Source organism: Nitratireductor sp. ZSWI3 (assembly GCF_024655565.1).
Taxonomy (GTDB): Bacteria; Pseudomonadota; Alphaproteobacteria; order Rhizobiales; family Rhizobiaceae; genus Nitratireductor.
Genome location: NZ_JANKOF010000006.1, coordinates 19,991 through 42,763, shown reverse-complemented (window position 1 = coordinate 42,763; position 22,773 = coordinate 19,991). Strand labels below are relative to the sequence as shown.

22 protein-coding genes are annotated in these 22,773 nt (G+C 67.9%); 3 read left to right on the top strand and 19 right to left on the bottom strand.

Annotated elements, in window-relative coordinates; genetic code table 11:
• Nucleotides 1-75: 75 nt before the first annotated feature.
• Nucleotides 76-1,218 (bottom strand): TAXI family TRAP transporter solute-binding subunit, encoded by a 1,143-nt coding sequence (locus tag NUU27_RS03780; RefSeq protein ID WP_257760726.1) that lies wholly within the window; start codon nucleotides 1,216-1,218, stop codon nucleotides 76-78.
• Nucleotides 1,219-1,377: 159 nt separating this feature from the next.
• Here NUU27_RS03780 and NUU27_RS03775 point away from each other — a divergent pair, with 159 nt between their 5' ends.
• Both NUU27_RS03775 and NUU27_RS03770 read left to right on the top strand, forming a co-directional pair.
• Nucleotides 1,378-2,286: a LysR family transcriptional regulator gene (locus tag NUU27_RS03775; protein ID WP_257760791.1), complete on the top strand. Its 909-nt coding sequence runs from the start codon at nucleotides 1,378-1,380 to the stop codon at nucleotides 2,284-2,286.
• Nucleotides 2,287-2,442: 156 nt separating this feature from the next.
• Nucleotides 2,443-3,573 (top strand): CaiB/BaiF CoA-transferase family protein, encoded by a 1,131-nt coding sequence (locus NUU27_RS03770; protein ID WP_257760725.1) that lies wholly within the window; start codon nucleotides 2,443-2,445, stop codon nucleotides 3,571-3,573.
• Nucleotides 3,574-3,576: 3 nt separating this feature from the next.
• Here NUU27_RS03770 and NUU27_RS03765 read toward each other — a convergent pair whose 3' ends face one another.
• The 16 genes from NUU27_RS03765 to NUU27_RS03690 all read right to left on the bottom strand — a co-directional run bounded on the left by NUU27_RS03765 (nucleotide 3,577) and on the right by NUU27_RS03690 (nucleotide 20,054).
• Entirely contained in the window at nucleotides 3,577-5,001 is a 1,425-nt protein-coding gene (locus NUU27_RS03765; RefSeq protein WP_257760724.1) for a hypothetical protein, read from the bottom strand.
• A 7-nt stretch (nucleotides 5,002-5,008) separates the two neighbouring features.
• On the bottom strand, nucleotides 5,009-5,926 hold the full coding sequence (locus tag NUU27_RS03760) for an SDR family NAD(P)-dependent oxidoreductase (RefSeq protein WP_257760790.1): 918 nt from the start codon (nucleotides 5,924-5,926) through the stop codon (nucleotides 5,009-5,011).
• Between the two features lie 21 nt (nucleotides 5,927-5,947).
• A complete protein-coding gene (locus NUU27_RS03755) occupies nucleotides 5,948-7,120 on the bottom strand; it encodes an acyl-CoA dehydrogenase family protein (RefSeq protein WP_257760723.1) in 1,173 nt (390 codons plus the stop codon).
• Nucleotide 7,121: 1 nt separating this feature from the next.
• On the bottom strand, nucleotides 7,122-7,883 hold the full coding sequence (locus NUU27_RS03750) for an enoyl-CoA hydratase/isomerase family protein (protein WP_257760722.1): 762 nt from the start codon (nucleotides 7,881-7,883) through the stop codon (nucleotides 7,122-7,124).
• Nucleotides 7,880-8,938, bottom strand: coding sequence for an acyl-CoA dehydrogenase family protein (locus NUU27_RS03745; protein ID WP_257760721.1), 1,059 nt, complete (start codon nucleotides 8,936-8,938; stop codon nucleotides 7,880-7,882). The genes NUU27_RS03750 and NUU27_RS03745 overlap by 4 nt, the downstream gene beginning before the upstream one ends.
• Nucleotides 8,939-8,950: 12 nt before the next feature.
• Nucleotides 8,951-9,796 carry a MaoC/PaaZ C-terminal domain-containing protein gene (locus NUU27_RS03740; protein WP_257760720.1) on the bottom strand — a complete coding sequence of 282 codons (846 nt, stop codon included), beginning with the start codon at nucleotides 9,794-9,796 and terminating at the stop codon, nucleotides 8,951-8,953.
• A complete protein-coding gene (locus NUU27_RS03735; RefSeq protein WP_257760719.1) occupies nucleotides 9,793-11,916 on the bottom strand; it encodes an acetate--CoA ligase family protein in 2,124 nt (707 codons plus the stop codon). The genes NUU27_RS03740 and NUU27_RS03735 overlap by 4 nt, the downstream gene beginning before the upstream one ends.
• Nucleotides 11,913-13,064, bottom strand: coding sequence for a thiolase (locus NUU27_RS03730; protein WP_257760718.1), 1,152 nt, complete (start codon nucleotides 13,062-13,064; stop codon nucleotides 11,913-11,915). Before NUU27_RS03730 ends, NUU27_RS03735 begins: the two co-directional genes overlap by 4 nt.
• Before the next feature lie 2 nt (nucleotides 13,065-13,066).
• Entirely contained in the window at nucleotides 13,067-13,444 is a 378-nt protein-coding gene (locus tag NUU27_RS03725; RefSeq protein ID WP_257760716.1) for a Zn-ribbon domain-containing OB-fold protein, read from the bottom strand.
• 89 nt (nucleotides 13,445-13,533) lie between these two features.
• Nucleotides 13,534-14,022: a MaoC/PaaZ C-terminal domain-containing protein gene (locus NUU27_RS03720; protein WP_257760715.1), complete on the bottom strand. Its 489-nt coding sequence runs from the start codon at nucleotides 14,020-14,022 to the stop codon at nucleotides 13,534-13,536.
• A complete protein-coding gene (locus NUU27_RS03715) occupies nucleotides 14,019-15,599 on the bottom strand; it encodes an AMP-binding protein (protein ID WP_257760714.1) in 1,581 nt (526 codons plus the stop codon). Before NUU27_RS03715 ends, NUU27_RS03720 begins: the two co-directional genes overlap by 4 nt.
• On the bottom strand, nucleotides 15,599-16,315 hold the full coding sequence (locus NUU27_RS03710; protein ID WP_257760713.1) for an ABC transporter ATP-binding protein: 717 nt from the start codon (nucleotides 16,313-16,315) through the stop codon (nucleotides 15,599-15,601). The genes NUU27_RS03715 and NUU27_RS03710 overlap by 1 nt, the downstream gene beginning before the upstream one ends.
• A complete protein-coding gene (locus NUU27_RS03705) occupies nucleotides 16,312-17,091 on the bottom strand; it encodes an ABC transporter ATP-binding protein (protein WP_257760712.1) in 780 nt (259 codons plus the stop codon). The genes NUU27_RS03710 and NUU27_RS03705 overlap by 4 nt, the downstream gene beginning before the upstream one ends.
• Nucleotides 17,088-18,038 carry a branched-chain amino acid ABC transporter permease gene (locus NUU27_RS03700; RefSeq protein ID WP_257760711.1) on the bottom strand — a complete coding sequence of 317 codons (951 nt, stop codon included), beginning with the start codon at nucleotides 18,036-18,038 and terminating at the stop codon, nucleotides 17,088-17,090. Before NUU27_RS03700 ends, NUU27_RS03705 begins: the two co-directional genes overlap by 4 nt.
• Nucleotides 18,039-18,050: 12 nt before the next feature.
• A complete protein-coding gene (locus tag NUU27_RS03695; RefSeq protein WP_257760710.1) occupies nucleotides 18,051-18,920 on the bottom strand; it encodes a branched-chain amino acid ABC transporter permease in 870 nt (289 codons plus the stop codon).
• A 12-nt stretch (nucleotides 18,921-18,932) separates the two neighbouring features.
• Nucleotides 18,933-20,054: an ABC transporter substrate-binding protein gene (locus tag NUU27_RS03690; protein ID WP_257760708.1), complete on the bottom strand. Its 1,122-nt coding sequence runs from the start codon at nucleotides 20,052-20,054 to the stop codon at nucleotides 18,933-18,935.
• A 282-nt stretch (nucleotides 20,055-20,336) separates the two neighbouring features.
• Between NUU27_RS03690 and NUU27_RS03685 the strand changes: the two genes are divergently transcribed.
• Nucleotides 20,337-21,170, top strand: coding sequence for an IclR family transcriptional regulator (locus tag NUU27_RS03685; protein WP_257760707.1), 834 nt, complete (start codon nucleotides 20,337-20,339; stop codon nucleotides 21,168-21,170).
• 26 nt (nucleotides 21,171-21,196) lie between these two features.
• On the opposite strand, the gene NUU27_RS03680 is transcribed toward NUU27_RS03685, so the two are convergent.
• Both NUU27_RS03680 and NUU27_RS03675 read right to left on the bottom strand, forming a co-directional pair.
• Nucleotides 21,197-22,156 (bottom strand): nitronate monooxygenase family protein, encoded by a 960-nt coding sequence (locus NUU27_RS03680; RefSeq protein ID WP_257760706.1) that lies wholly within the window; start codon nucleotides 22,154-22,156, stop codon nucleotides 21,197-21,199.
• Nucleotides 22,157-22,169: 13 nt separating this feature from the next.
• The gene (locus tag NUU27_RS03675; protein WP_257760705.1) at nucleotides 22,170-22,613 is read right to left on the bottom strand and encodes a PaaI family thioesterase; all 444 of its coding nucleotides are present in this window, start codon (nucleotides 22,611-22,613) and stop codon (nucleotides 22,170-22,172) included.
• Between the last annotated feature and the right edge of the window lie 160 nt (nucleotides 22,614-22,773).

Genomic DNA, 22,773 nt, shown 5'->3' with positions numbered 1-22,773 from the left:
CTCCCGGGAGACAGGCAGGACAGGACCCATGCGGGGGCTGGCTCCCCGCATGGGCGTTGGGAACGGTCCCGTGCGTCAGCCGAGCGTCGCGAGGACTTCCTTGCGTTTGGCCGTCCACGCCTTGGAGAACTCTTCCGGCGAGAGCGACTTGTTGGCAGGCATGAAATCCTTCCAGGCGGCGACCAGCGCGTCCATGCGCTTGATCCTCTTCTGGTTCCAGGCCTCGTCCTGCTCCGTCCATATGCCCTTTTCCTTCAGGTAGCGCACCGCGCCCTCATGGAACGGGATGTCGATCGCCGGATGGCCGGACTGGTCGAGCGCCCAGCGCTTCATCGTCGCCGTGCCGTTCTTGTAGAGATCGTAGGTCTCGTCGAGCGCCTTCACGAAGGCATAGACCTCGTCGGCCGACTTGTCCTTCGTCGTGGTGATCACCGGATAGCGGTAAGCCGCCATCGGAACCTTTTCGCCTTCCTTCAGCCCGGCGGCGATATCCTCCTCGAACGGGCTCATGATCGGCAGCACTTCGTCGAGCTTGGCCCAGCCCTCGGCGTTGTCCGGTTCGAGCGCCACCCAGTGGATGCCGCGCGGCGACTCGGCGAGTTCGTAGAGCTGGCTGGTGGTCGGCGTCGTGCAGGTCGCGTCGGCCTCGTTCTTGGTCATCGAGCTCATCGCTGCGGCGTAGGTCGGGAACATGACGACCTCGACATCGTCGAGCGTCAGCCCGGCAAAGGCCAGGATCGCCTCGCATTTCACGTTGATCGACGGATTGCCGGCCACGAAGGCGAGCCGCTTGCCCTTCACGTCGGCGACGGTCTCGATCTCGGCATTGGCCGCCGTCACCAGGGAGATCGACGCGGGACGGCCGGCAACGGTGCGCAGCTCGGTGGGTCCCCATTCGGGCGTGGCAAAATCAAATGCGCCTTCGGACACGAAGAAGGCCTCGGTCGCCAGGAAGCCGTAATCGGCGCGCCCCTTCAGGATGGGCTGCAGCCGGCCGATGCCGCTGCCCGAGGGCTGGATGCGGATCTTGGTTCCGAACTTCTGGCCGAAGGCATCGGCGATGGCGGAAGCCTCGGCATAGCCCGCCGAGCCGACATCATAGGTCGACCAGATCATGGTCTTCGGCAGGTCCTGCCCCCAGGCGGTCGCCCCCGTGGTGAGCACGACCAGTCCGGAAGCGGCCAGCAGACGACGGATCCTTGCTTTGCTATGGCTCATTCTCTCTTTTCCTCCCTGGAATGATAAGGGCGGCCGGCGCGGTCTCCTCTCCCCGCCGTCCCGTCAGGGACGCACCCTCTTGACTAACGCTGTCCCGCGTCGACTTATGTTTCAAGTGCATTAGAGATATATCAGCCATAAGGATCCGGCATCGTGGACATGCGGCAGTTGCGCAGCTTCGTGCAGATCGTCGAACTGGGCAGCATCACCGCCGCGGCGGAGCGTCTGCAGATCGCCCAGCCGGCACTCAGCCGGCAGGTCCAGGCACTCGAGGACGAGCTCGGCGTGGCGCTTCTGAGACGGCACGGGCGCGGCGTCGTTCCCACCGACGAGGGCCGCACCCTTGCCGATCGCGCCCGCCAGATCCTCGATGACGTGGAATCGATGGTCCGTGACGTCGTGGCGCGTGATCATCGCCTGCGCGGCACGGTGACGCTGGGCCTGCCGCCGACCGTCGCCGAAGTTCTGGCCACCCCCCTCGTTGCGGAAACGCTGCGTCTTTATCCGGAGGTCAAGCTGCGCATCGTCGCCGGCTTCAGCGGCCACGTGCAGGATTGGCTGCAGCGCGGCACGATCGACATCGGCGTGACCTATGAGGGCACCAAGGTGCCGCTGGTGCGCTCGCACCCGCTGCTGCTCGAAAGGCTCTTCCTCATCGAGCCTCCGGGGGCGCCCGGCACGCCCGTGCGGCTCGCCGAGGCGCTGTCCCGCAATCTCATCCTGCCGAGCCCCGACCATGGTCTGCGCAAGCTGGTCGACCGCGCGGCCCGGCAGAGCTCCATAGAGCTTAGCGTGAGCCTCGAAGTCGACATCCTGCCCACCCTTCTCGCCTTCGTCGAGCGCGGCGCGGGAAGCACGATCCTGCCGCTCGTCAGCGTCTTCCAGCGCGTCAACGAGGGCCGCCTCGTGGCACGACCGATCGAAGCGCCGGTGCTCGACCGCATGCTCGTGCTGTGGACGCCGCTCAACCGGCAGAGCACCCGGCTCACCGGTCCCTTCATGACCATGCTCGGTGACACCGTGCGCCGGCTGGTCACCAATGGTGAATGGCCCGGCAGCAAACTCTGATCGCGGCATGCCGGAGCGCCGTTCCATGCCGGAACGCTATCGCTGAAATTCGGAAACGGCTTTTGTCCGCCCCGCCCGGGCGCCCTAGCTTTGGGCTGCATGGCGGAATGACGAGCGCCCGGTTCGGCGCGCCGCCGATTTTGGGGAGGCCGGACAATGACAGCTCTGGAAGGCAAGCTCGTCGTCACGATCGAACAGGCGGTCGCGGCTCCGTTCTGCACCTCGCGCCTGGCCGATGCCGGCGCACGGGTGATCAAGGTGGAGCGGCCCGAGGGCGATTTCGCCCGTGGCTACGACAGCGCCGCCGACGGCCTGTCGAGCTATTTCGTGTGGCTGAACCGCGGCAAGGAATCGCTCGTCCTGGATCTCAAGAACACCGACGATCACGCGCTGCTCCTGCGCATGATCGCGCGGGCCGACGTGCTGGTCCAGAATCTGAAACCGGACGCGCTGGAGCGCATGGGACTGGGGCCGCAGACGCTGCTCGCACGGCACCCCCGCCTGATCTGCTGCTCGATCAGCGGCTACGGCGACACCGGCCCCTATGCCAAGCGCAAGGCCTACGACCTGCTGATCCAGGCCGACAGCGGGCTTTGCAGCATCACCGGCGGCCCGGAATCGGCCGCCCGTGTCGGCATCTCCCTGGTCGACATCGCCACCGGCGCCACCGCCCATGCCGCGATCCTCGAGGCCCTGATCCTGCGCGAACGCACCGGCCGCGGCAGCGACATCCGCATCTCCATGTTCGACGTCATGGCAGACTGGCTCACCGTGCCGTTCCTGCACGCCCGGGCCGGCAAGCCACCGCGGCGCATAGGCCTTGCTCATCCCTCGATCTCGCCTTACGGCGTCTTCACGACCCGCGACGGGCGCGAGATCCTGGTGTCGATCCAGAACGATCGCGAATGGGCGATTTTCGCACGCATCGTCCTCGACCGCCCCGAAATGATTGCCGACCCGCTCTTTGCCACCAACAATGCACGGGTGCAGAACCGCGCCGCCGTGGATGCGGTGGTGGGCGCGCGCTTTGCAACCCTGGACCGCGAGGCGGCAATCCGGCTTCTGGTGGACACCGACACGGCCTTCGCCGACGTCAACGGCATCACCGATCTTCTGACCCATCCGCATCTCAACCAGGCCGCGATCGATACAGAGACCGGGCCGCAGGCCATCCCGGCGCCGGCGCCGGTGGTCGACGGCGCACGGCACAGCGGTCGCCGCGTGCCTGGCCTCGGCGAGGACAGCATGGCGATCCGCGAGGAATTCGCCGCCGTTCCGGCGTCCTGATGATCAGAGCCAGCCGGCGCGTATGGCACCGGCCACGGCAAGCTGCGAAAGAACCAGCAGCGTCGCCGCATAAGCGCCGTTCCAGCGCATGCCGACCGTGACCGGCGAGCGCCCGACGATCGCCCCCGCATAGGCGACCGTCGTGATGAAGGGCGAAAGTCCCATGGCGGCGGACCATGCGCTGAGCATGGCGAAGGCGGCGGCGGCCTGCGACAGCCCCGCGATGCCGACCTGCGCCACCAGGCTTCCCAGAACCGAGACCGTGATGATGGGGTTCACCCCGACAAGGGCAAGGCCCAGCGTGGCGAGACCGAGCATCGCCGAGATCGCTTCGGGCGGCAGGTCGGCACCGTTCAGCATCGTCTCGATCGTCTCGACCGGCAGAACCTCGAGCAGCAGGACCGACAACAGGCCGGCGGAAGCGAACACGCCGATCTCGCCGGCCGCCATCGGCAAGGCGCGAATGGTCGAGGCGACGCCCGCGGCCGCGGCGCCGACGGCTTGCCGGCCAGCCCCGGCGCTCAGGAGCCATGTGAGCGCATAGACCGGCACGGTGATCAGCAATGCCTCCTGGAAGCTGAGCGGGCTCTGCGAATGCAGCACCATCACCAGAAGCCCCAGCAGGGCCACATGGCCAACGAGGCGCAGCACCGATCCGCCGGCAGGCTCCGGCGGTGCGAACGCATGGCGGTTGCCGCGCGGCGCCAGCATCCTGTCGAACATCCATCCGAGCGCAAAGACGGGCATCGTCAATGCCAGCCCGAGCGGCCCGAGAAACGCATAGTCCAGCCCCGGCATCGCCAGCAGGACCGAGTTCACGGCAAAGCCGAGCGGCGACCAGAAGGCGACCAGCGTGAAACCGCGCACGATGGCGAGCGTCATCCTCTTGAGCCTCAGCTCCTGCAGCGCCGGCGGCAGGCCGCTGAGATTGGCCTTGTTGGCGCGCGCCACCATGTCGAGGAGGATCGCCAGCCCGCCAAGGTTGATCAGCGTGCCGAAGAGGTGCCCGCCGAAGCACAACGCCATATAGCGCCGGCCCGGCGGCTGACCGGTGAGATAGGCGCCGGCGCGCAACACGTCGCGCGACCGGCTGGCCGCCTGCCGCAACAGGGTAAGCATCGACAACAGGGCCGTCAGGAACAGCGCCCGGTCGGCCGCGTGGAGCAGACCATCGGCCGACACGCCCCTCGCCAGCGCGCCCGCAAACGCGACAAGCGAAAGGCACAGCGGCACGAGAGCGGCGAGCCCGAGACGTCGCCGGCTGAGCCAGAGGAACAGCAGCAGCGAAAGTCCGCCGGCCACGGTCATCGCCGCATGGTGCCTAAAGACGCCGGCGATCCCGACGGCGACCGCCACGCAGATCAGCCCCTGCGCGGCGACGGCTTGGCGTCCGGCCGCCTGCAGTGCCGATCCCGCAGCGTCGTTCACGGCCGCCTCAGATCGGATCCCAGGCGAAGACGTCGCCGCTGCGTTCGACCGCGGCAAAGGCCGGACGGAGGGCCGGCAAGGCCAGTTCGGCGATCAGCCCCGGCGTCCAGCCATCCGCCGAATGAACGCTGCGCACCGGCCGCGTCTGGCTGAACAGGAAGAGTTCGTTGAGCCGCGCGGCGAAGATCTGCGCGGTAACCCCTTCGGCCGCCGCCGAGGCCAGGAAGACGACCAGCGGCGCGTTGGTTTCCGGTGTCATGCGTTTCATGCGCTCGACGCGCGCCTTCTCCTCGGGAGTGTTGGCGGGGATCGAATTGGTCATGCGGCTCCAGGCGAAGGGCGCAACGCAGTTCGACCGCACGCCGAAGCGTGCCATGTCGAGGGCGATCGACTTCGACAGTCCGACGATGCCCATCTTGGCAGCCGAATAGTTGGCCTGGCCGAAATTGCCGATCAAGCCCGAAGTGCTGGTCATGTGCACGAATGCGCCGCTTCCCTGCGCGCGAAACGGCTCGGCCGCCGCCCGGCTCATGTAGAAGCTGCCGTTCAGATGAACGTTGATCACCGCCTCCCAGTCGGCGGGGTCCATCTTGTGGAAGATGACGTCGCGCAGAATGCCGGCATTGTTGACGACCGCGTCGACGCGGCCGAAACCGTCGAGCGCCATCTCGACGGTGCGTCTTGCCGAGGCCCATTCGGAGACGCTCTCGCTGCTGATGATGGCTTCGCCGCCGAGAGCCTCGATCATCGCCTTCGTCTCTTCCGCGGGCGCCGACGAGCGCTCGCCCGTGCCCCCCAGCGAGACGCCGATGTCGTTGATCACCACCCTGGCGCCCGCCTTGGCGAACTCCAGCGCGATACCGCGGCCGATGCCGCCGCCGGCACCGGTGACGATGGCGACCTTGCCCTCCAGCCCGAGATCCACTGCCATGAATTTCTCCTTCTCTTATCTTCCCAGGCCAAGCACCTGCTTGGCGACGATGTTTCGCTGAATCTCGGACGAGCCGCCGTAGATCGAAGAGGGGCGCGCCTGCAGGAAGACGCTGCCCGGATAGAGCGCCGGGTCGTCCGGCAGGGCGCCGGCCAGGGTCCCCAGTTCGCCCGCCAGTTCCATGATGCGGTCGGTGATCTTCTGGTAGAGCGCCGTCTGGTTGATCTTCAGCATCGACACGTCGGGGCCCAGCGTCTCGCCGCGGCGGACCTGGTCGGCGAAGGTCGCATAGAAGGACTTGTGGTCCTCAAGCTCCATGCGCAGCCCGTTGACGAGCGCCGCACAGTCTTCCTTGCAGCCCAGATGCGCGGCAAGCCGCTCCAGGTGGTCGAGCGCGCCCTCGGCCTGCTTGGGAGAGCCGAGAAAGAGACGCTCGAAGCCGAGCAGGTTCTTGGCGATGGTCCAGCCGGCGTTGACCGCGCCGACGATCGCATCGGCGGGGATGCGAACATTGTCGAAGAAGACTTCCGCGAATTCGTCGTGCCTGTCGATGTTGACAATCGGCCGAACGGTAAGGCCCGGCGTGTCCATCGGCACCAGGAAGAAGCTGATCCCCTTCTGCTTCGCCGCCTCCGGATCGGTCCGTGCGAGCACGAAGATCCAGTTGGCGTCGGTGCCGAGCGTGGTCCAGATCTTCTGTCCGTTGAGCACCCACTCCTCACCGTCTCGCACCGCCGAGGTGCGCAGCGCGGCAAGGTCCGAGCCGGCATTCGGCTCGCTGTAGCCCTGGCACCAGATGATCTCGCCGGACAGGATCCTCGGCAGATGATAGGCGCGCTGCTGTTCGCTGCCATGGGCGATCAGCAGCGGGCCGACCATGGTCAGGCCGCTGTCGGGCAGGCGGGCGCAGCCGTGGCGCTCCATCTCCTCCATCATGATCAGCAGCTTCGCCGGCGAAAGCCCCATGCCGCCGTGCTCGCGCGGCCAGCCGGGCGCCAGCCATCCCTGCGCCGAAAGGCGGTGATACCAGGGCATCGCCTCGGCCGCGTGCAGCCGCTTCGGCGGGTTGCGCAGCTCGGGCGGGTAGTTGGCGGCGATCCAGTCGCGAACGGTGCGGCGGAAATCCGCGTCGGACAACGGGTTGAGGTCGGCGTGCGGCGCCGGGGCCGCGGTGGCCGTGTCGGTCATGTCATTCTCCCCTGAAGACCGGAGCGCGCTTCTCGAAGAAGGCCGTGCGGCCCTCGACGGCGTCGGCGCTGAACATCAGCATCGGCTGGACCTGGCGCTCGAACTCGAGCGCGCGGTCGACATCCGCGGCGAGGAAATCCTTGACGAAGGCGCGCGGCAGCGGCGCGGTGGCGGCCGCCTGGCGCGCGATCGTCTTGGCAAGGTCGAGAGCCTCGCCCTCGGGTGCGAGTTCGTCGACGAAGCCGAGGCGATGCCCCTCCTCGGCATCGATCGTCGCCGAGGTGAGGAAGATGCGCTGCGCCCTCATCGTGCCGATGCGGGCCGGCAGGGTGGCGAGCAGGCCGAGATCCGGCGCCAGTCCGATCTTGCCGAAGCTCGACACGAAGCGCGCCGAACGGGCCGCGACCACCGTCTCGCAGGCCAGCGCCAGGGAGAAGCCGCCACCGGCGGCCCACCCCTCGACGGCGGCGACGAGCGGCTTTGGAAAGCGCACCATGCGTCCGATGAGGTCCTTGATGACGGCGAAGCGGTCGCGTGCCTCGATGCGGCTTGCGACGCCCTTCTGGTCACGAATGTCGCCGCCGGTCGAAAAATGCCCTCCCGCGCCGGTCAGCACCACCGCGCGGGTCTGCCCGTCGCGCTCGGCGTCGGAAAGGCGCCTGACGATCTCCTGCCGCACCGCATGGCCGATCGGATTGCGGCGCTGCGGCTCGTCGAGGGTCAGGATCAGCACCCCCTCCTCGTGATCGACGGTCAGGCTCATGGCCGTCCCTCCGACAGGTTGCCATAGCGCCGGCGATGATAGGCGGCACTTCCGTAGCGCGGCGCGAGCACCATGGCGCGGCGCAGGAACAGGCCGATATCGGCCTCGTCGGTGTAGCCGATGGCGCCGTGCAGCTGCACCGCCTGGCGGGTGACGCGCATCGCCGCATCGGCGGCGCGCGCCTTGGCGCGCGAGACGATGCGGCGGCAGTCCTCGCCCGCATCCATCGCCGCGACCGCATCGCGCAGCGCCGCCCGGGTCAGGCCGATCTCAATCTCCAGATCCACCGCGCGGTGCTGCAGCGCCTGGAAATTGCCGATCGGCTGGCCGAACTGCACGCGCGTCTTCAGATAGTCGAGCGTCATGGCGAAGGCCCGCTCCATGATCCCGAGCAGGGCCGCCGCCGTCGCCAGCGCCGCCGCCTCGAAGGCATGCGGGTCGGGCGCCGGCAGTCGCTCGCCCTCCACCCCGTCGAGGGTGAGCGTGCCCGTGTGCCCGCCGTCGAGCGTGTCTTCCGCCGTAAGGCCGAGGCCCGGCGCATCCGCCGGAACCAGCCAGCAGGCATCGGAGCCGGCGAGGAGAAATACATCGGCGGCCTGCGCCATCGGCACGAAGAGCCTGCGGCCGCTCAGCCGCCCGTCCGCCTCCGAAAGCCCCTCCCCGGCACCGAGGCCGTCCGGCCCCGTGGCCCAGGCCGGCAGCACCAGCGTGTCGCCGGAAAGAGCACCGGCAGGCGCCTTCTCCCCCATGAGATCGAGCGCCAGTTGCGCCTCGATCACCGGCTCGGGCAAAAGCGCCGCCCCGATCTCGGTTGCAAGGGCGGCGTATTCGCTCATGCCGAGCCCCGCGCCGCCCGCCTCCTCGGGCAGGCGCAGGCCGAGCCAGCCCATCTCGGCGATCCGGCGCCAGCGGGCGCGGTCGATCCCCGGCCGCGTGAAGCGCAAGGCACGCACGGCGCGCAGGTCACCGGTGCGGGGCGCAAGCCCCGAGGCGCTCTCGACGAGAAGGCGCAGCCCCTCGCGCCGCTCCTCGTCCTGTCCGAATGCTCCGTCCATCCCGTTCTCCTCTCAATCGATGCCGGCGAGACCGTTGCCGATCACCACCACGTCACGCTCCACCGACCGCGTGCGAAACGAGCCGTCCGGCCAGATCTCGGTGCGCAGCGTCTCGCCCGGCGTCACCGTCGCCGTAAAGCGCGCGTCCAGCGTCTTCAGGCGGCCGGGGGCGCCCCCGCACAGGGTCGCGACGACCGCATGGGCGGCGATCCCCAGGCTGCACAGGCCGTGCAGGATCGGCCGCTGAAAGCCGGCCTTCGCTGCTATGTCGGGATCAAGGTGCAGCGGATTGTCGTCGCCGTTCCAGCGGTACCAGAGCGCCTGTTCGGGCCGCGTCACCGTCTCGTGCACGATCTCCGGCGCGCTTTCAGGCAGGCTGTGGGCGCGCTTGACCGGGCCCTCCGGCCCTCCGAAACCGCCGTCGCCGCGCAGGAACGTCGTCGAGCGGGTGGTGGCGTAGAGGGTGCCGGCGCCGGCATCGCGCAACTCCTTTTCCGTGTAGAGCAGCGCGCCGCGCCCCTCCCCCTTGTCGACGATGCCGGTGACGCGGGTCTTGCCGGTCACCGTCCCCTCGATGGGCAGGGGCGCATGGATGGTGATCCCCTGCTCGCCATGGACGAGCCGCACCGCATCGACCCCGGTGTCGGGATTGCCGAGCCAGAAGCCGGGGTGACCGAGGACCAGCGGCAGGGTGGGAAACGGAACCAGCGCGCCGGCCCCGACGAACCGCAGATTGGCAGGATCGAGCGGGTCCTGGCCGACGCCGATGGACAGCGCATAGAAGGCGCACTCGCGCGGTCCGTAGCTCTGCCGCACCTCCGGTATGTCATAGGCCATCAGCCGTTCGTAATCGATCATGCCCTGGCCTCCGGTCCGATCTCGATCACCGCGTCGAGCGCGCAGGCGCCGTCCGGCAGCGCCAGCACGGGGTTGAGGTCGATGGCGCGCAGCCTCGGTCCCGCGGCGGCGGCGAAGGCCGACAAGCGGGAGAGCATCGAAGCGAGCGCATCAAGATCGGCCGGCGCCCGCCCCCTTGCGCCGGTCAGCACGCCGGCCGCCTTGATCGACAGGATCATCTCGCGCGCCGCGTTTCGGTCGAACGGGCACGGCCGTATCGCCACGTCGTCGAGGATCTCGACGAATATCCCGCCAAGGCCGAACACGGCGACCGGGCCGAACACCGGGTCGCGGTTGATCCCCATCAGGCATTCCACACCACCCGTCAGTTGCCGGGCGACAAGGACGCCGGCGATCCGCGCCTCGGGAGCGGCCGTTCTCACCGCATCGAGGATCCCGTCATGGGCGGCCCGCACCGCTTCGGCATCGCCGAGCCCGAGCCGCACGCCGCCGATGTCGGATTTGTGCACGATGTCAGGCGAGACGATCTTCATCACCACCGGGAAGCCCAGCGCCTGCGCCGCCGCTGCCGCCTCCTCGGCCGAATGCACGATGCGCTCCGGCGCCGCGGCGATGCCGGCGTCCGCCAGAAGCGCCTTGGCGGCGTGCTCGTCCGGACTTGCTGCGGGAAGGGTCACGCGCGGCAATCGCGGACGCGCGGCGGGTCTGGCGGCGAGCCTGTCTCCCACCTGCCCCATCGCGGCGATCGCGCGGACGGCGCGGCTCGGATCCGTGAAGGTCAGGAAGCCGGCCTCCTCATAGGCGCGCGTCACCTCCGGGTCGGCGATGATGCACAGCGACAGCAGCCGGTCGGGATAGTCGGTGCGTATCTTGCGCAGCGTCTCCAGAAGCCGGGGAGCCAGCGTCGCCCCGCCCGCCACGTAGGTGAGGAAGCAGAGGATCGACCGATACCCGCCATCTTTCAGCGCCGCCCGCGTGAACGCCTCGAAAAGGGAAAGGTCGTTGAGCGCCTGCGCGGTGCAGTCAAGCGGGTTGGCCGGCGCGCCGAAAGGCAGGATCTCCTTCAGCCGGGCCTGCGCCTCCTCGGGCATCAGCGGCATCGGCAGGCCGGCGATCTCGGCTTCGTCCGTCGCCACGATGCCGGCCCCGCCGCTGACCGTGATCACGCCGAGGCTGTTATCGGCCGGATAGATGCGCTGGCGCGCCGCATAGGCGAAGTCGAGCATCTGCTCGGTGTCGCGCACGCGGATCACGCCGTGCTCTGCAAGCACGGCCTCGGCGACCGCATCGTCGCCGGTCAGCGAGGCCGTGTGCGAGGCCGCCGCCGAGGCGCCGAGCCGGCTGCGACCCGATTTCAGCATGAAGACCGGCTTGCCCGCGGCCCGCGCCGCCTCGAGCGCAGCGATCAGCCGTCCGGCGTCACGAAAACCCTCCTGATAGGCGCAGATCACGTCGACCGCATCGCTGCCGGCCATCCAGCCGATCGCGTCGGCGACCGTGACGTCCGCCTCGTTGCCCGTGGTGATCAGCACCGAGGCGCCCAGCCCGCGCGAGCGTGCCACCGCCGCAAGATGGGCGCCATAGGCACCCGACTGGCTGGCGATGCCGATGTTGCCGGGCAGCGGAAAGGCCATCTCCAGCGACGACGAAAAGGTGCCGTAATAGCCGATGCCGACATTGTAGACGCCGAGCGTGTTCGGGCCGAGGACGCGCATGCCGTGGCGCCTGGCGATCGACAACAGCTCGGCCTGGGCCTTCTCCCCCTCCGCCCCGGTCTCGGCGAATCCCGCCGAAAAGAGCGTCACCGAACGGCAGCCGCGTTCGCCGAGCGCCTCGACCACGCCCGGCGCATGTTTCGCCGCAACGGCGACGATGCCGGCTTCCGGAACCTCCGGCAGCTCCGCCACCGAAGCGTAGCAGGGCAGGCCCTGCACCTCCTCGCGGCCGGGATTGACCGGCAGGATGCGGCCCCGATAGCCCGCCGAAAGCATCGCTGCGATGGGCCGCCCGCCGATCCGCGTCGGATCGGAAGAAGCGCCGACGATGGCCACCGAGCGCGGCTGGAGCAACGCCCCCAGGGCCGCGAAATCATATCGCATGGAGCCCTCGACCATGGTCATAGCGTCGCCTGCGAGCCGAGAAACGCGGTGACCTGGCTCGACAGCGTGCCGCCATTGCCGTGCAGGAGCGCGACATCCGCCCTGGCCAGCTGCCGCTCGCCTGCCTCGCGGCGGATCTGCGCGACTCCCTCGGCGATCAGGAACATGCCGTACATGCCCGGATGGACGCAGGAGAGCCCGCCGCCATTGGTGTTGACGGCCAGTTCCCCTCCTGGCGCGATGCGCCCGTCCTGCACGAAACGCCCACCCTCGCCCTTGGGACAGAAGCCGAGATCTTCCAGGAACAGGATCATGTTGATGGTGAAGGCGTCGTAGAGCATGACGAGGTCGACGTCGGCATGGCCGAGCCCGGCCATCGCGAAGGCTCGCGGGCCGCTTTCGCTGGCGCAGGTGACCGTCAGGTCGGGCATCGCCTGGATGGAACGGTGCCAGTTGGCCCCGGCGGCGCCCAGGAAATAGACGGGCGGCTTCGGGAAATCCCTGGCGCGGTCCGCCCGCACCATGAGGCAGGCGGCCGCCCCGTCCGTCACCAGGCAGCAGTCCCCCGCCGTCAACGGATCGCTGATCATCCGCTTGGCCAGCACATCCTCGCGGCTGAGAGGGCCGCGCGCGAAGGCTGCCGGATTGAGGTTCGCCCATTGGCGTGCCGCAACGGCCACATCCGCCAGCATCTCGCGCGTCGTGCCGTACTGGTGCATGTGCCGGCTGGTCGCCAGCGCATAGGCGGTGATCGGGTGGCGCGGGCCGTAGGCCGTCTCGTGCCATTGCGGCTCGGACATCGAGACGAGACGCCCGCCGGCCGTGCGCTGGTTCGAGCCGTAGCAGATCAGCGCCACGTCGCAGAGCCCGGCTTCCAGCGCCAGCGAGGCCTGCAGCAGATGCATCTCGAAGCTGGAGCCGCCGACATTGGTGCTGTCGAAATATTTCGGCTTGAGGCCCAGATATTCGGTAACGCTCATCGAGGCGAAGGCGTGGCTGCTGGTGGCGGCGAACACGGCGTCGATGTCCGACAGTTCGAGGCCGGCATCGGCCAGCGCCTCGTGCACCGACAGCCCGAGAAGCTCGATCGCCGAGAAACCCGGCGCCTCGCCGACACCGGCGGTGCCCATGCCGACGATGGCGGTCTTGCCGCGGATGGGATGGCTCATGGTCAACGCTCCTCGGGCTCGAAGACGACGCGTGGGGTTTCGCCCGGCTCGACGCGGGCGCGCACCCGCGCGCCGATCGGCAAGGTTTCGACGCCGGTGATGGTCGTCATCATGCGCGGCCCCTCGTCGAGATCGACGAGCGCCACATTGTAGGAGCCCTCGCGCCTGCGGTTGACGGTGATGGCGTAGACGGTCCCGCCCCCCGATGCCTCGACCCATTCGAGCTCGGTTTCGCCGGAAGGCGACATCACCTTGGGATAGAAGACGTATTCACCGGTCCTGCGGGCACGCTGGATCATGAAGCGTCCTTCGGCCAGAAAAGCCTCGTAGGTCGCCTGCGGCCCCTGCGCGGCGATCATTGTCGACGTCTGATCGTCCATGTTTTCTCCTTGGTCTCTTCCGGCATGCTGGCAAGGCGGAAATCATGCATCAAATGCATGTTTTGCCTATCGACAATGCCGGATCGGCATTACTCGATGAGGCCGGCGCGGGTCAGCACGAGCACGTCGCTGCGCCCCTGCTGGACCACCTCGCCCGGCCCGTCGATCAGTTTGAAATGACGTCCGATCCGCCCGGTCCTGCCGGTGCGTCCCCGTTCAGCGTCGATCACCTCGAGCCGCAGATGCAACGTCGTTCCGATCAGGATCGGCCGTTCGAACCGCCACTCGGAAATGCCGAGCATGGCCACCGCCGAGCCTTCGAAAATGCCGAGCCCGTGCATCAGGCCGATCGCCAGCCCGATGCCGAAACTGCCGTGCACCAGGCGCTCGCCATAGCGCGTCGTGCGCGCATAGTCGGCATCGCTGTGGATCGCGTTCCAGTCTCCGGTCAGCATGGAGAACATGGTCAGGTCGGTTTCGGTGATGGTGCGCCCGCCCGTCTGAAAGACCTGCCCCGGCGAGAAATCCTCGAAATACATCGTCCTGTGTCCGGCAGTCGCCGCCTGTGCCGTGCTCATGCCGTCACCTTTCTCATCCGTTCCTCCGCCATCGCGCGCAGGCGGGCCCGTTGGATCTTGAGCCCATTGGCGCTGTCGGTCGTGGGATAGGCTTCGACCGGCCACACATGCAGCGGCACCTTGTAGGCGGCGAGCTGCGCCCGCGCCTCGGCGATGACCCGCTCCTCGTCGAACGGTTCCAGAGCAGCGGGGATGACGAACGCTACGGGTCGGCTCTGTCCCTGATGCGCCACCGCCACCACCTGCGCATCGCGCACGCCCGGCAATCGCTTCAGCACCTCCTCGATTTCGGCCGGATCCGTCAGGAAGCCGGAGAGCCGGATCGCGTCTCCCATCCGGGCGAGATAGACGAAGGTGCCGTCGCCGCGCACGAAGCCCATGTCGCCGGAGCGAAAGAACCCTTCCTCGTCCACCGCCTTGGCCGTTGCCTCCGGGTTGCGGAAGTATCCGGCGAAATTGGTCGGCGAACGGATTTCCAGCGCTCCGGTCTGGCCTGCCGGAAGCAATCTGCCGCTCTCGGGATCGCGCACGCGCACCTCGGCATCGGCGGAGGCCGGCCGGCCGCCACCCTGGATGCGCTGTTCCGGCGGCGCATCGCGATCCTGGATCGCGAACAGCGCACAGACCTCGCTGGAGCCATAGAGCCCGCGGATCGGAACGCCGGCCTTGGCGGCGGCGAGCATCGTCTCGCTGAGCCCCGGCGTGAAGGCGGCGTAACCGCAGCAGCGTGCCGATGCCAGAACCGCTTCGCCCGCCTCCAGCAGGCGACGGAACATCTCGTCCGAGCCGAAGACATGGGTTATGCGATGCTCCTCGATGCGCCGCGCCGCCTCGCCGGCCTCGAACATCGGTGCCAGGTGCATCGGCGCGCCGGCGGCGACGGCCGCGAGCGCCGCGTTCAATCCAAAAACGCCGCAAAAGGGCATCGCGGCGAAAAACGCCGCACCCGGCTCATTGAAGCCATAGGCCGTCGCGCAGCGCTGGGCGTGCAGGGCCAGCGTGCGCTGCGGATGGGTCACCAGTTTCGGCGCGCTGGTTGTGCCGGAGGTGGTGAAGAAGATCAGCGGCGCGTCGGGGTCGCTCTCCCGGTCCGGGCCGCTTCCCTCGGTCGGATCGAAAACAGCCGCCACCACGGACCTGCCGATGATGGCCTCCGGAACGGCCTGCGCACCGAAAAGCGCGATCTCCTCCAGTTCGGGCAGATCGCTTCCTTTGAGATCGCGCAGGATCGACAGGAAATCGATCCTGCCGAAATCGGGTTCGAGAATCAGCAGCGAGGCTCCCGAGGAGCGCAGGATGTGTTCGAGCTCGCTCGCCCGGTAGCGCGTGTTGACGACCGCGACGGCCGCCCCGATGCGCGCGCAGGCGAACAGCACGGCCAGCCATTCGAGCCGGTTGACCATCCACAAGGCGATCCTGTCCCCGGCACCGACGCCACGGCCGCGCAGCCAGGCTTCCGCACCCGCCGTGAGGGCATCGAAGGCAGCGGCGTCCGCCGTACCTCCGTCCGGCTGGTGGAACAGCGCACCCCCATTCCGCCGGGAGGGCGCAAGCAGATCGTCGAGCCGCGGCGCCATCAATAGAGCTCCATCAGCTTCCGGTTGTCGGAAAGGTCCGCCGGCAGGCCGCGCCAGATGATCCGCCCCGACTTCATCACCACGACACGGTCGGAGATCTTCAGCGCTTCGCGGACGTTCTGCTCGACCAGGAGGATCGACAGGCCCTCGGCCTGCTGCAGCGCGCGGATCGGCGCAAGAAGGTCCTGGAAAAGCTTCGGCGCCAGGCCGATCGACGGCTCGTCGAGCAGCAGGATGCGCGGCCGGCCGAGCAGCGCCCGTCCGATCGAGACCATCTGCGCCTGGCCGCCGGAGAGCGTTCCGGCGCGCCGGTGCAGGAACTCGGCGATCATCGGCAGGATCGAAAGCACCCAGTCGCGCCGGGCGGCGCGCTCGGCCTGCGGAATGCCGACCGCCCACATGCCGAGCTCGAAGATCTCGTCCACCGTGAGATTGGGGAAGACGCCCCGTCCCTCCGGCACCATGGCAAGGCCGGCCTGCGAGAGCGCCTTGGGATCCAGCCCGGTCACCGGCTTACCGTGGAGCAGGACCTCGCCGGCGCTCGCCGGGTGCAGCCCGAACAGGGTCTTCATCAGGGTCGACTTGCCGGCCCCGTTATGCCCGATCAGGCACAGCACCTCGTTTTCCCTGAGGTCGAGATCCACCTTCTCCAGCACCATGGCGCCGCCATAGCCGGCCGACAGCCCACGGGCCTCGACAATCGCTGACTGGCTCATGTCCGGTCTCCGAAATAGATCGCTGCAAGGTCCGGATCATCGAGCACCGTCTGCGGGTCGCCGTCTGCCAGAAGCCGCCCGCGATCGAGAAAGGCGATGCGGTCGGAAATGCTGACGACGATGTCGAGATTGTGCTCGATGATGCAGACGGTGACGCCGGAGGCGACCTCCTCGCGCAGAAGCCGCAGGAAGAGCTCGTAGCTGTTCGGATCGAGCCCGGAGGCCGGCTCGTCCAGCAGCCACAGCCTGGAGCGGGTCGCCATGATGCGCGCCAGCGACAGGAACTTGCGCTCCGCATAGGCCAGATCGACGGCGCGTGTTCGCGCCTTGGCGGAAAGCCCCGTGCGTTCGAGGACCTCCGCCACGCGGGCCCGCTTTTCGGCAGTCGAGGGTCCGCTCAGCGAGAAGGGCAAGGCGCCCGGTTCCATGACGGTCAGGACGTTTTCCTCGACCGTCATGTCGCCGAACAGCCTCAGGTCCTGGAAGGTGCGGGCGATGCCCAGCCGGGCGACCCGGTAGGGCTTCATGCCGCCGATGTCCCGCCCGAGCCAGCGGACGGAACCGCCGCTGCGCGTCAGATGCCCGGTGATCAGGTTGAAGAGCGTCGTCTTGCCCGCTCCATTGGGCCCCACCAGCGTCGTGACGATGCCGGCCCGCAGATCCATCGAAACGTCCGAGACCGCCTTCAGCCCGTCGAAATGCTTGTCGAGATTGCGGATCTCCAGCAGGACCTCGTTCCCGGCGCCCGCGGCCGGCATGTGCGCTTGCGCGTTCATCGGGCGCCCTCCGCCTTCGCCTCGACCGCGGGCGGCTTCTGACCGACGGCGACCTTGGCCGCGCTTTTCGTCTCGCGTGCCTTGCCGCGCCCGACCAGCCCGCCTGGCCTGAAGATCATCAGGATGGCCATGCCGAGCCCGTAGAGGGTCTGCTGAATGGCGCCGATCTCGGTCGGCGGCAGGAAGCTCAGATAGCTCAGCAGGCCCGGCAGCAGGAGCAGGATCGCAGCGCCCAGGATCGGCCCCCAGCTCGTGCCCGTCCCGCCGATGATGACCATCGCCATCACCAGAACCGAGGTGTCGAGCATGAAGCTCTCGACATTGATGAAGCTGAGATAGCCGGCATAGAGCGTGCCGGCGACGGCGGCCAGCGCCGCCGAGATCACGACCGAGATGGTCTTGATCAGGGGGACGTTCTTGCCGAAGCTCGCCGCGGCGCTTTCGCTGTCGCGGATCGCCGTCAGGTTGCGCCCGAAGCTCGACCGCACCAGAAGCCGGGTGACGACGATCACGATCGCCAGGACCGCGAGCGACAGCGGGAAGAAGCTCGCCGGCCGGTAGACGGCCTGGCCGAACAGGTCGACCGGCGGGATGCCGATCAGGCCGCCGATCCCGCCGGTGACCGACTTCCATTCGGCAAAGATGGTCACCGCCAGCACCTGGAGCCCGAGCGAGGCGGCGACGAAATACTCGCCCCGAACCCGCAGCGCCGGCAGCGCCAGGGCGAGCGACAGCACCGCCGCGCAGGCCATCGCCACCGGCACGGTGACGAAGATCGAGGCCGAAAGATGCATCGCCGCGAGCGCGCCGGCATAGGCGCCGACGCCGAAGAACACCGCATGGGCGAGCGAATAGATGCCCGCATATCCCATGATGAAGTTGAGCGTGATCGCGAGGATCGAATAGATCGAGATCAGGACGCCGAGATTGAGCAGATAAGCCGCCATCGTCGGGCCTCCTCAACTGGTCGCGGCGCGGCCGAACAGGCCAGCCGGGCGCAGGAGGATGAACAGGAACAGGATCGCGAACGTCACCGCCTCGGTCCACTGGCTTTCGAAGACGATCAGCGCCAGGCTCTCGGCCAGGCCGAGCAGGAAGCCTGCCGCCAGCGCTCCGCCGATCGAGCCGATGCCGCCGACGATGGTGGCGGCCAGCGAGATCAGCATCACGTGATGACCGAGCGCCGGGTTGAGGCCCGAGGTGGCGGCGGTGATGATCGCCCCCGGCACCACCAGCACCGAGCCGAGCGCGAAGGCGTAGGTGGAAAGCCGGCGCGGGTCGAGCCCGTAGGCCCGGATCAGCTCCGGCGAATCGGAGAGCGCCCGCAGCGCCATGCCCACATGCGTGCGGCGCAGGAACCATTGCAGGCCGACGAAGAACAGTGCCGCGCAGGCAACCGCGATCCAGGCGAGCGGCGAGACATAGACCCCGTCCAGGATTTTCACGGAACGGCTGAGCTCGGTGGTGACGGTCACGAAGCTGCGGCCGAACACCATGCCGACGATGTTCTGCACCGCGATGCCGACGCCGAAGGAGGCGACGAACACGGTGAAGAACGATCCCTCGTGCCGCTGGATGGGCGCGTAGACCAGACGGTCCATCGTAACGCCCAGCGCCACCGCTGCGACTGCCGCCGCCAGGATGCCGAGCGGTGCCGGAAGGCCCGCCTGATACGCCCAGTAGAACACGTAAGCCGCCAGCACGAAGGTCGCGCCATGGGCGAAGTGGAAGATCCGCGTCGACCCGAAGATCAGCGAGAACCCGACCGCGGTCAGCGCGTAGACCGCGCCGACCTGCAGTCCCGTCAGCGCGAGTTGGAGCCAGAGCATCGCCGCCGCCCGTCAGTTCACGGAAACGGTTTCGAGAGCGGCGCCCGCGCCCTCCTCGATCCGGTTGATCTGGATCGGGGCGAGCAGCGTGCCGTTCGCTTCGAATGACACGGAGCCGCCGACGAGGTCGAAGCTCTGCGTCGCCTTGCGCTCGGAAAGAAGGTTGGCGCCGGTGACGGCTTCGCCCTTCTTCTCGAGGCCCTGGGCGAGCAGCGCGAACAGACGCACCGCGTTGTAGTAGTTCACCACATAGGCGCTCGGCTTCTTGCCGGCCTTGGCGCTGTAGTCGCTGACGAAACGCTGGGTCACCGGATCGGCCGAATCGTAGTCCACCGCCTGGGTGGTGTAGAGCAGCCCCTCGGCCTCCGGCAGCGCGAGGGCGTCGGGCACGGCGAAGCCGGAATACGACACGAGCTGCGCCTCCACCCCGTTGTCGCGGAGCTGCTTGACGATCTGGATCTGCTGCGCGCCGTAGGAGGCGATGTAGACGGCATCCGGCCCGGCGGCGCGGACCTTGGCGGCGATGCCGGAGAAATTCTGCGACGTGGTCGGCACCGAGATCTGCGCCGCCAGTTCACCGCCGGCGTTCGGCAGCGACGCCTCCAGTTCCTCGAGGATCGACTGGCCGAGCGGGTCGTCGACATAGACGAGCACGATCTTCTTCATGTCGTGCTGAGCGAGATAAGGCACCACCGCGCGCACCTCGAGATTGGCGAGCGGGATGACGTTCCAGAAATAGTCGCCGAGCTTGGCAAGGTCCGGCCCGACACCGCCGCCGTTGACGGCCACCGTCTCGCTGCGCTGGGCCAGCGTCGAAATCGCCTTCGACACGCCCGTGAACGCCGACAGCACATAGGGCGTCTGGTCGACCTCGACGAGCTTGGTCATGCCGACGACGGCGGTCTGCGGCAGGGCCTGGCTGTCCTCGTAGCGGACCGACAGGGCTCCCGACAGCATCTTGTCGGCGTTGATGTGCTCGACGGCCAGATTGACGCCGGAGCTGAACACGTCGCCATAGGTGGCGTTCGGTCCGCTCAACGGGAACAGCGCCCCGATCTGCAGGTCCTCGGCACCGGCTCCACCGGCCCACAGGCAGGCGGTCGCCAGCGCGGCAAAAATTCTTCCCTTCGTCATTTCAACCTCCCATTCGAAATGCAGGACTCTCCTCTTTCTTTTTTCTGCATCAAGAATTACATTCTTCCAAGAGAAAAATTAATCTGCCGGTGAAAACCTTTCGATCCGCTTGGAAGGCCGGGCGCGATGGAGGAAGATGACGGAGCGGCAAAAAGCGACGGACGAGGGTGTCTGGGGACTCCTCGGAGCGCACGAGGGACGCTGGAAGTTGTTGAATCCGCGCATCGCCCGTTTCGAAATCGATTTCGATCTTCGGGCCGATGCGCCAGGCAGAGAGGCAAGATGGCACCGGACAGCGGCAAGCTTCCCGAGGACGCGAATGGCGACACGCCACGGGGACAGGCGAAATATGTGGGCGCGGTCGAGAACGCCGTCGCGATCCTGCGCTTCCTGACACAGGATCACGCCGCCTCCGGCGTCGCGCGGGTCGCCCGCGAGACGGGGATCAACGTCTCGACGACCTTCAACATCCTCAGGACCCTGGCCAAGGAGGGGTTGATCTCCTTCGATCCCTCGACCAAGGAATACCGCCCCGGCATCGGGCTTCTGGAGTTCTCCGTGCCGCTGCTCGGCACCAACCAGATCGACCTGATCCGCCCCCGGCTCGAGCAGCTTTCGATGAAGCACAAGGCTTTGATCGGCTTGTGGAAGGTGACGCCCCTCGACCGCATCATCCTGGTCGACCGCGTCGTCGAAGGATCCGTCGTGCGGGTCGACATGGCGCTGGGGTCACGTCTGCCGGCTCTGGTCGGTGCGATCGGACGCTGCGTCGCGGCGGCGCAGAAGATCCCGATGCGCGAGCTGCACCGCAGGTTCGGAGCGCTGCGCTGGCAGAACCCGCCGAGCTTCGAAGAATACGCCAACGACGTGGTGCGCGCTCAGGCGACCGGCTTCGCCTTCGATCGGGCCAACCTGTTCCAGGGGCTGGACATCGCCGCCTCGGCCGTCCTCGACCACGAGGGGCAGGCCCGCCTCGGCATCAGCGGCATCGCCATCACCGGACAGATGTCCGAGCCCGAGCTCGATGCGCTGGCGCACGAACTGCGCGATACGGCCGCCTATCTCTCGGCCATGCTGTACGGCCGCCGCGCGGGCGAGCAGAGCCGCACCGGCTGACCGCTTCCGTCAAAAGAGGAAATGATCTAGCTCGCGCACAAGGCGGCGATCGCTGCCCGGCGCTCGCCATCGAGCCGCTCGACAATGTCGCCGACAGGCAGGATCTCGCCGATCGATCCGATCCCCTGCCCGGCGCCGTAGATCTCCTTCCACGCCTTGGGCTTCGACGCGCCCTGCGCAAAATCCATGCGCCGCGGCCGGGCGAATGCCGCCTCCTCGGGATCGATGCCTGCGGCGGCGATCGAGGCGGCCAGGTAATTGCCGTGCGTTCCGGTGAACATCGGCGAATAGACGACGTCGGCGGCGCTGCCCGCCACCACCATCTCCTTGTGCGCGTCCGATGCCATCGATTCCCGCGCCGCCAGGAACAGCGTTCCCACATAGGCGAAGTCGCAGCCGATGGCCTCGGCCGCCGCCACCGCGCCGCCGTCGGAGATCGCCCCGGACAGGGCGAGCGCGCCATCGAAGAACTGCCGCACCTCGGCGGCCAGCGCAAACGGGCTGAGCCGGCCGGCATGCCCGCCCGCCCCAGCGCAGACGAGGATCAGGCCATCGACGCCCGCCCCCGCCGCCTTGCGTGCGTGGCGCACGTTGATCACGTCATGGAACACGAGCCCGCCATAGGCGTGCACACGCTCCACCACCGCCCCCGGCTGGGAGAGCGAGGTGATCACCAGAGGCACACGATGCGCCGCGATCACCTCGAGGTCCTCCGCAAGCCTGGGATTGGAATCGTGCACGATGAGGTTGACGCCATAGGGTGCCGGCTTGCGTCCCGTTTCCGCCTCGGCCCGCGCCAACCCGTCCTCGATCCGCGTCAGCCAGCGGTCCAGCTCTTCCTGCGGGCGGGCATTGAGCGCCGGAAAGGTGCCGATGATGCCGGCCCGGCATTGCGCGACAACAAGATCGACCCCGGAGGTGAGGAACATCGGTGCGCCGATCACCGGCAGGCGCGCCGCCCGGCGCAGCGTTGCAGTCGTCCACATAGCCCCTCTCCCTTCAACCGTTCCGCTCGCCCGACCATTCGACGAGCAGTTGCGTCTGCGTTGCGACGGCGGCGACCTTGCCGTCGCCGCGCGAGATTGTCGCCTGCCACACCATCATGGTGCGCCCCTTGTGCACGGGCGTGGCGACGCCGTGCGCCACGTCTCCCACCCGGATCGGGCGCAGGAAGTTGGTCTTGCTCTCCACCGTCACGGTCACCTGCCCTTCCGGGAGGTTGAGAAGCGTGCCGGTGCTGCAAAGATTGTCGGCAAACGTCATGAGAGCGCCGCCATGCAGCACACCGTTGCGGTTGCCGAGCCCGGGCGACACCGGCATCTCGCCGACGACCTCGTCGGGACAGAAACTGACCGTGCGGATCCCCACCGCCTCGCTGAAGGGCGAGCGCTCCAGCGCGATCTGCTTCATCCTGTCAGCCAAGTCCTGGTCCTCCGTCGGCATCGATTTCCTCCGTTTCGCCGGAGCATAAGCCGCCATTCCGCCCGCTCTCAAGCGGCCGGAGCGCCCCGACGGCCTATTCGATGCGATCGGGCGGATTTAATTTTTCAAAATGCTCCAGAATGAGGCCGTGCGCCGCCGATCTTTCTCTATCAAGAAAGAT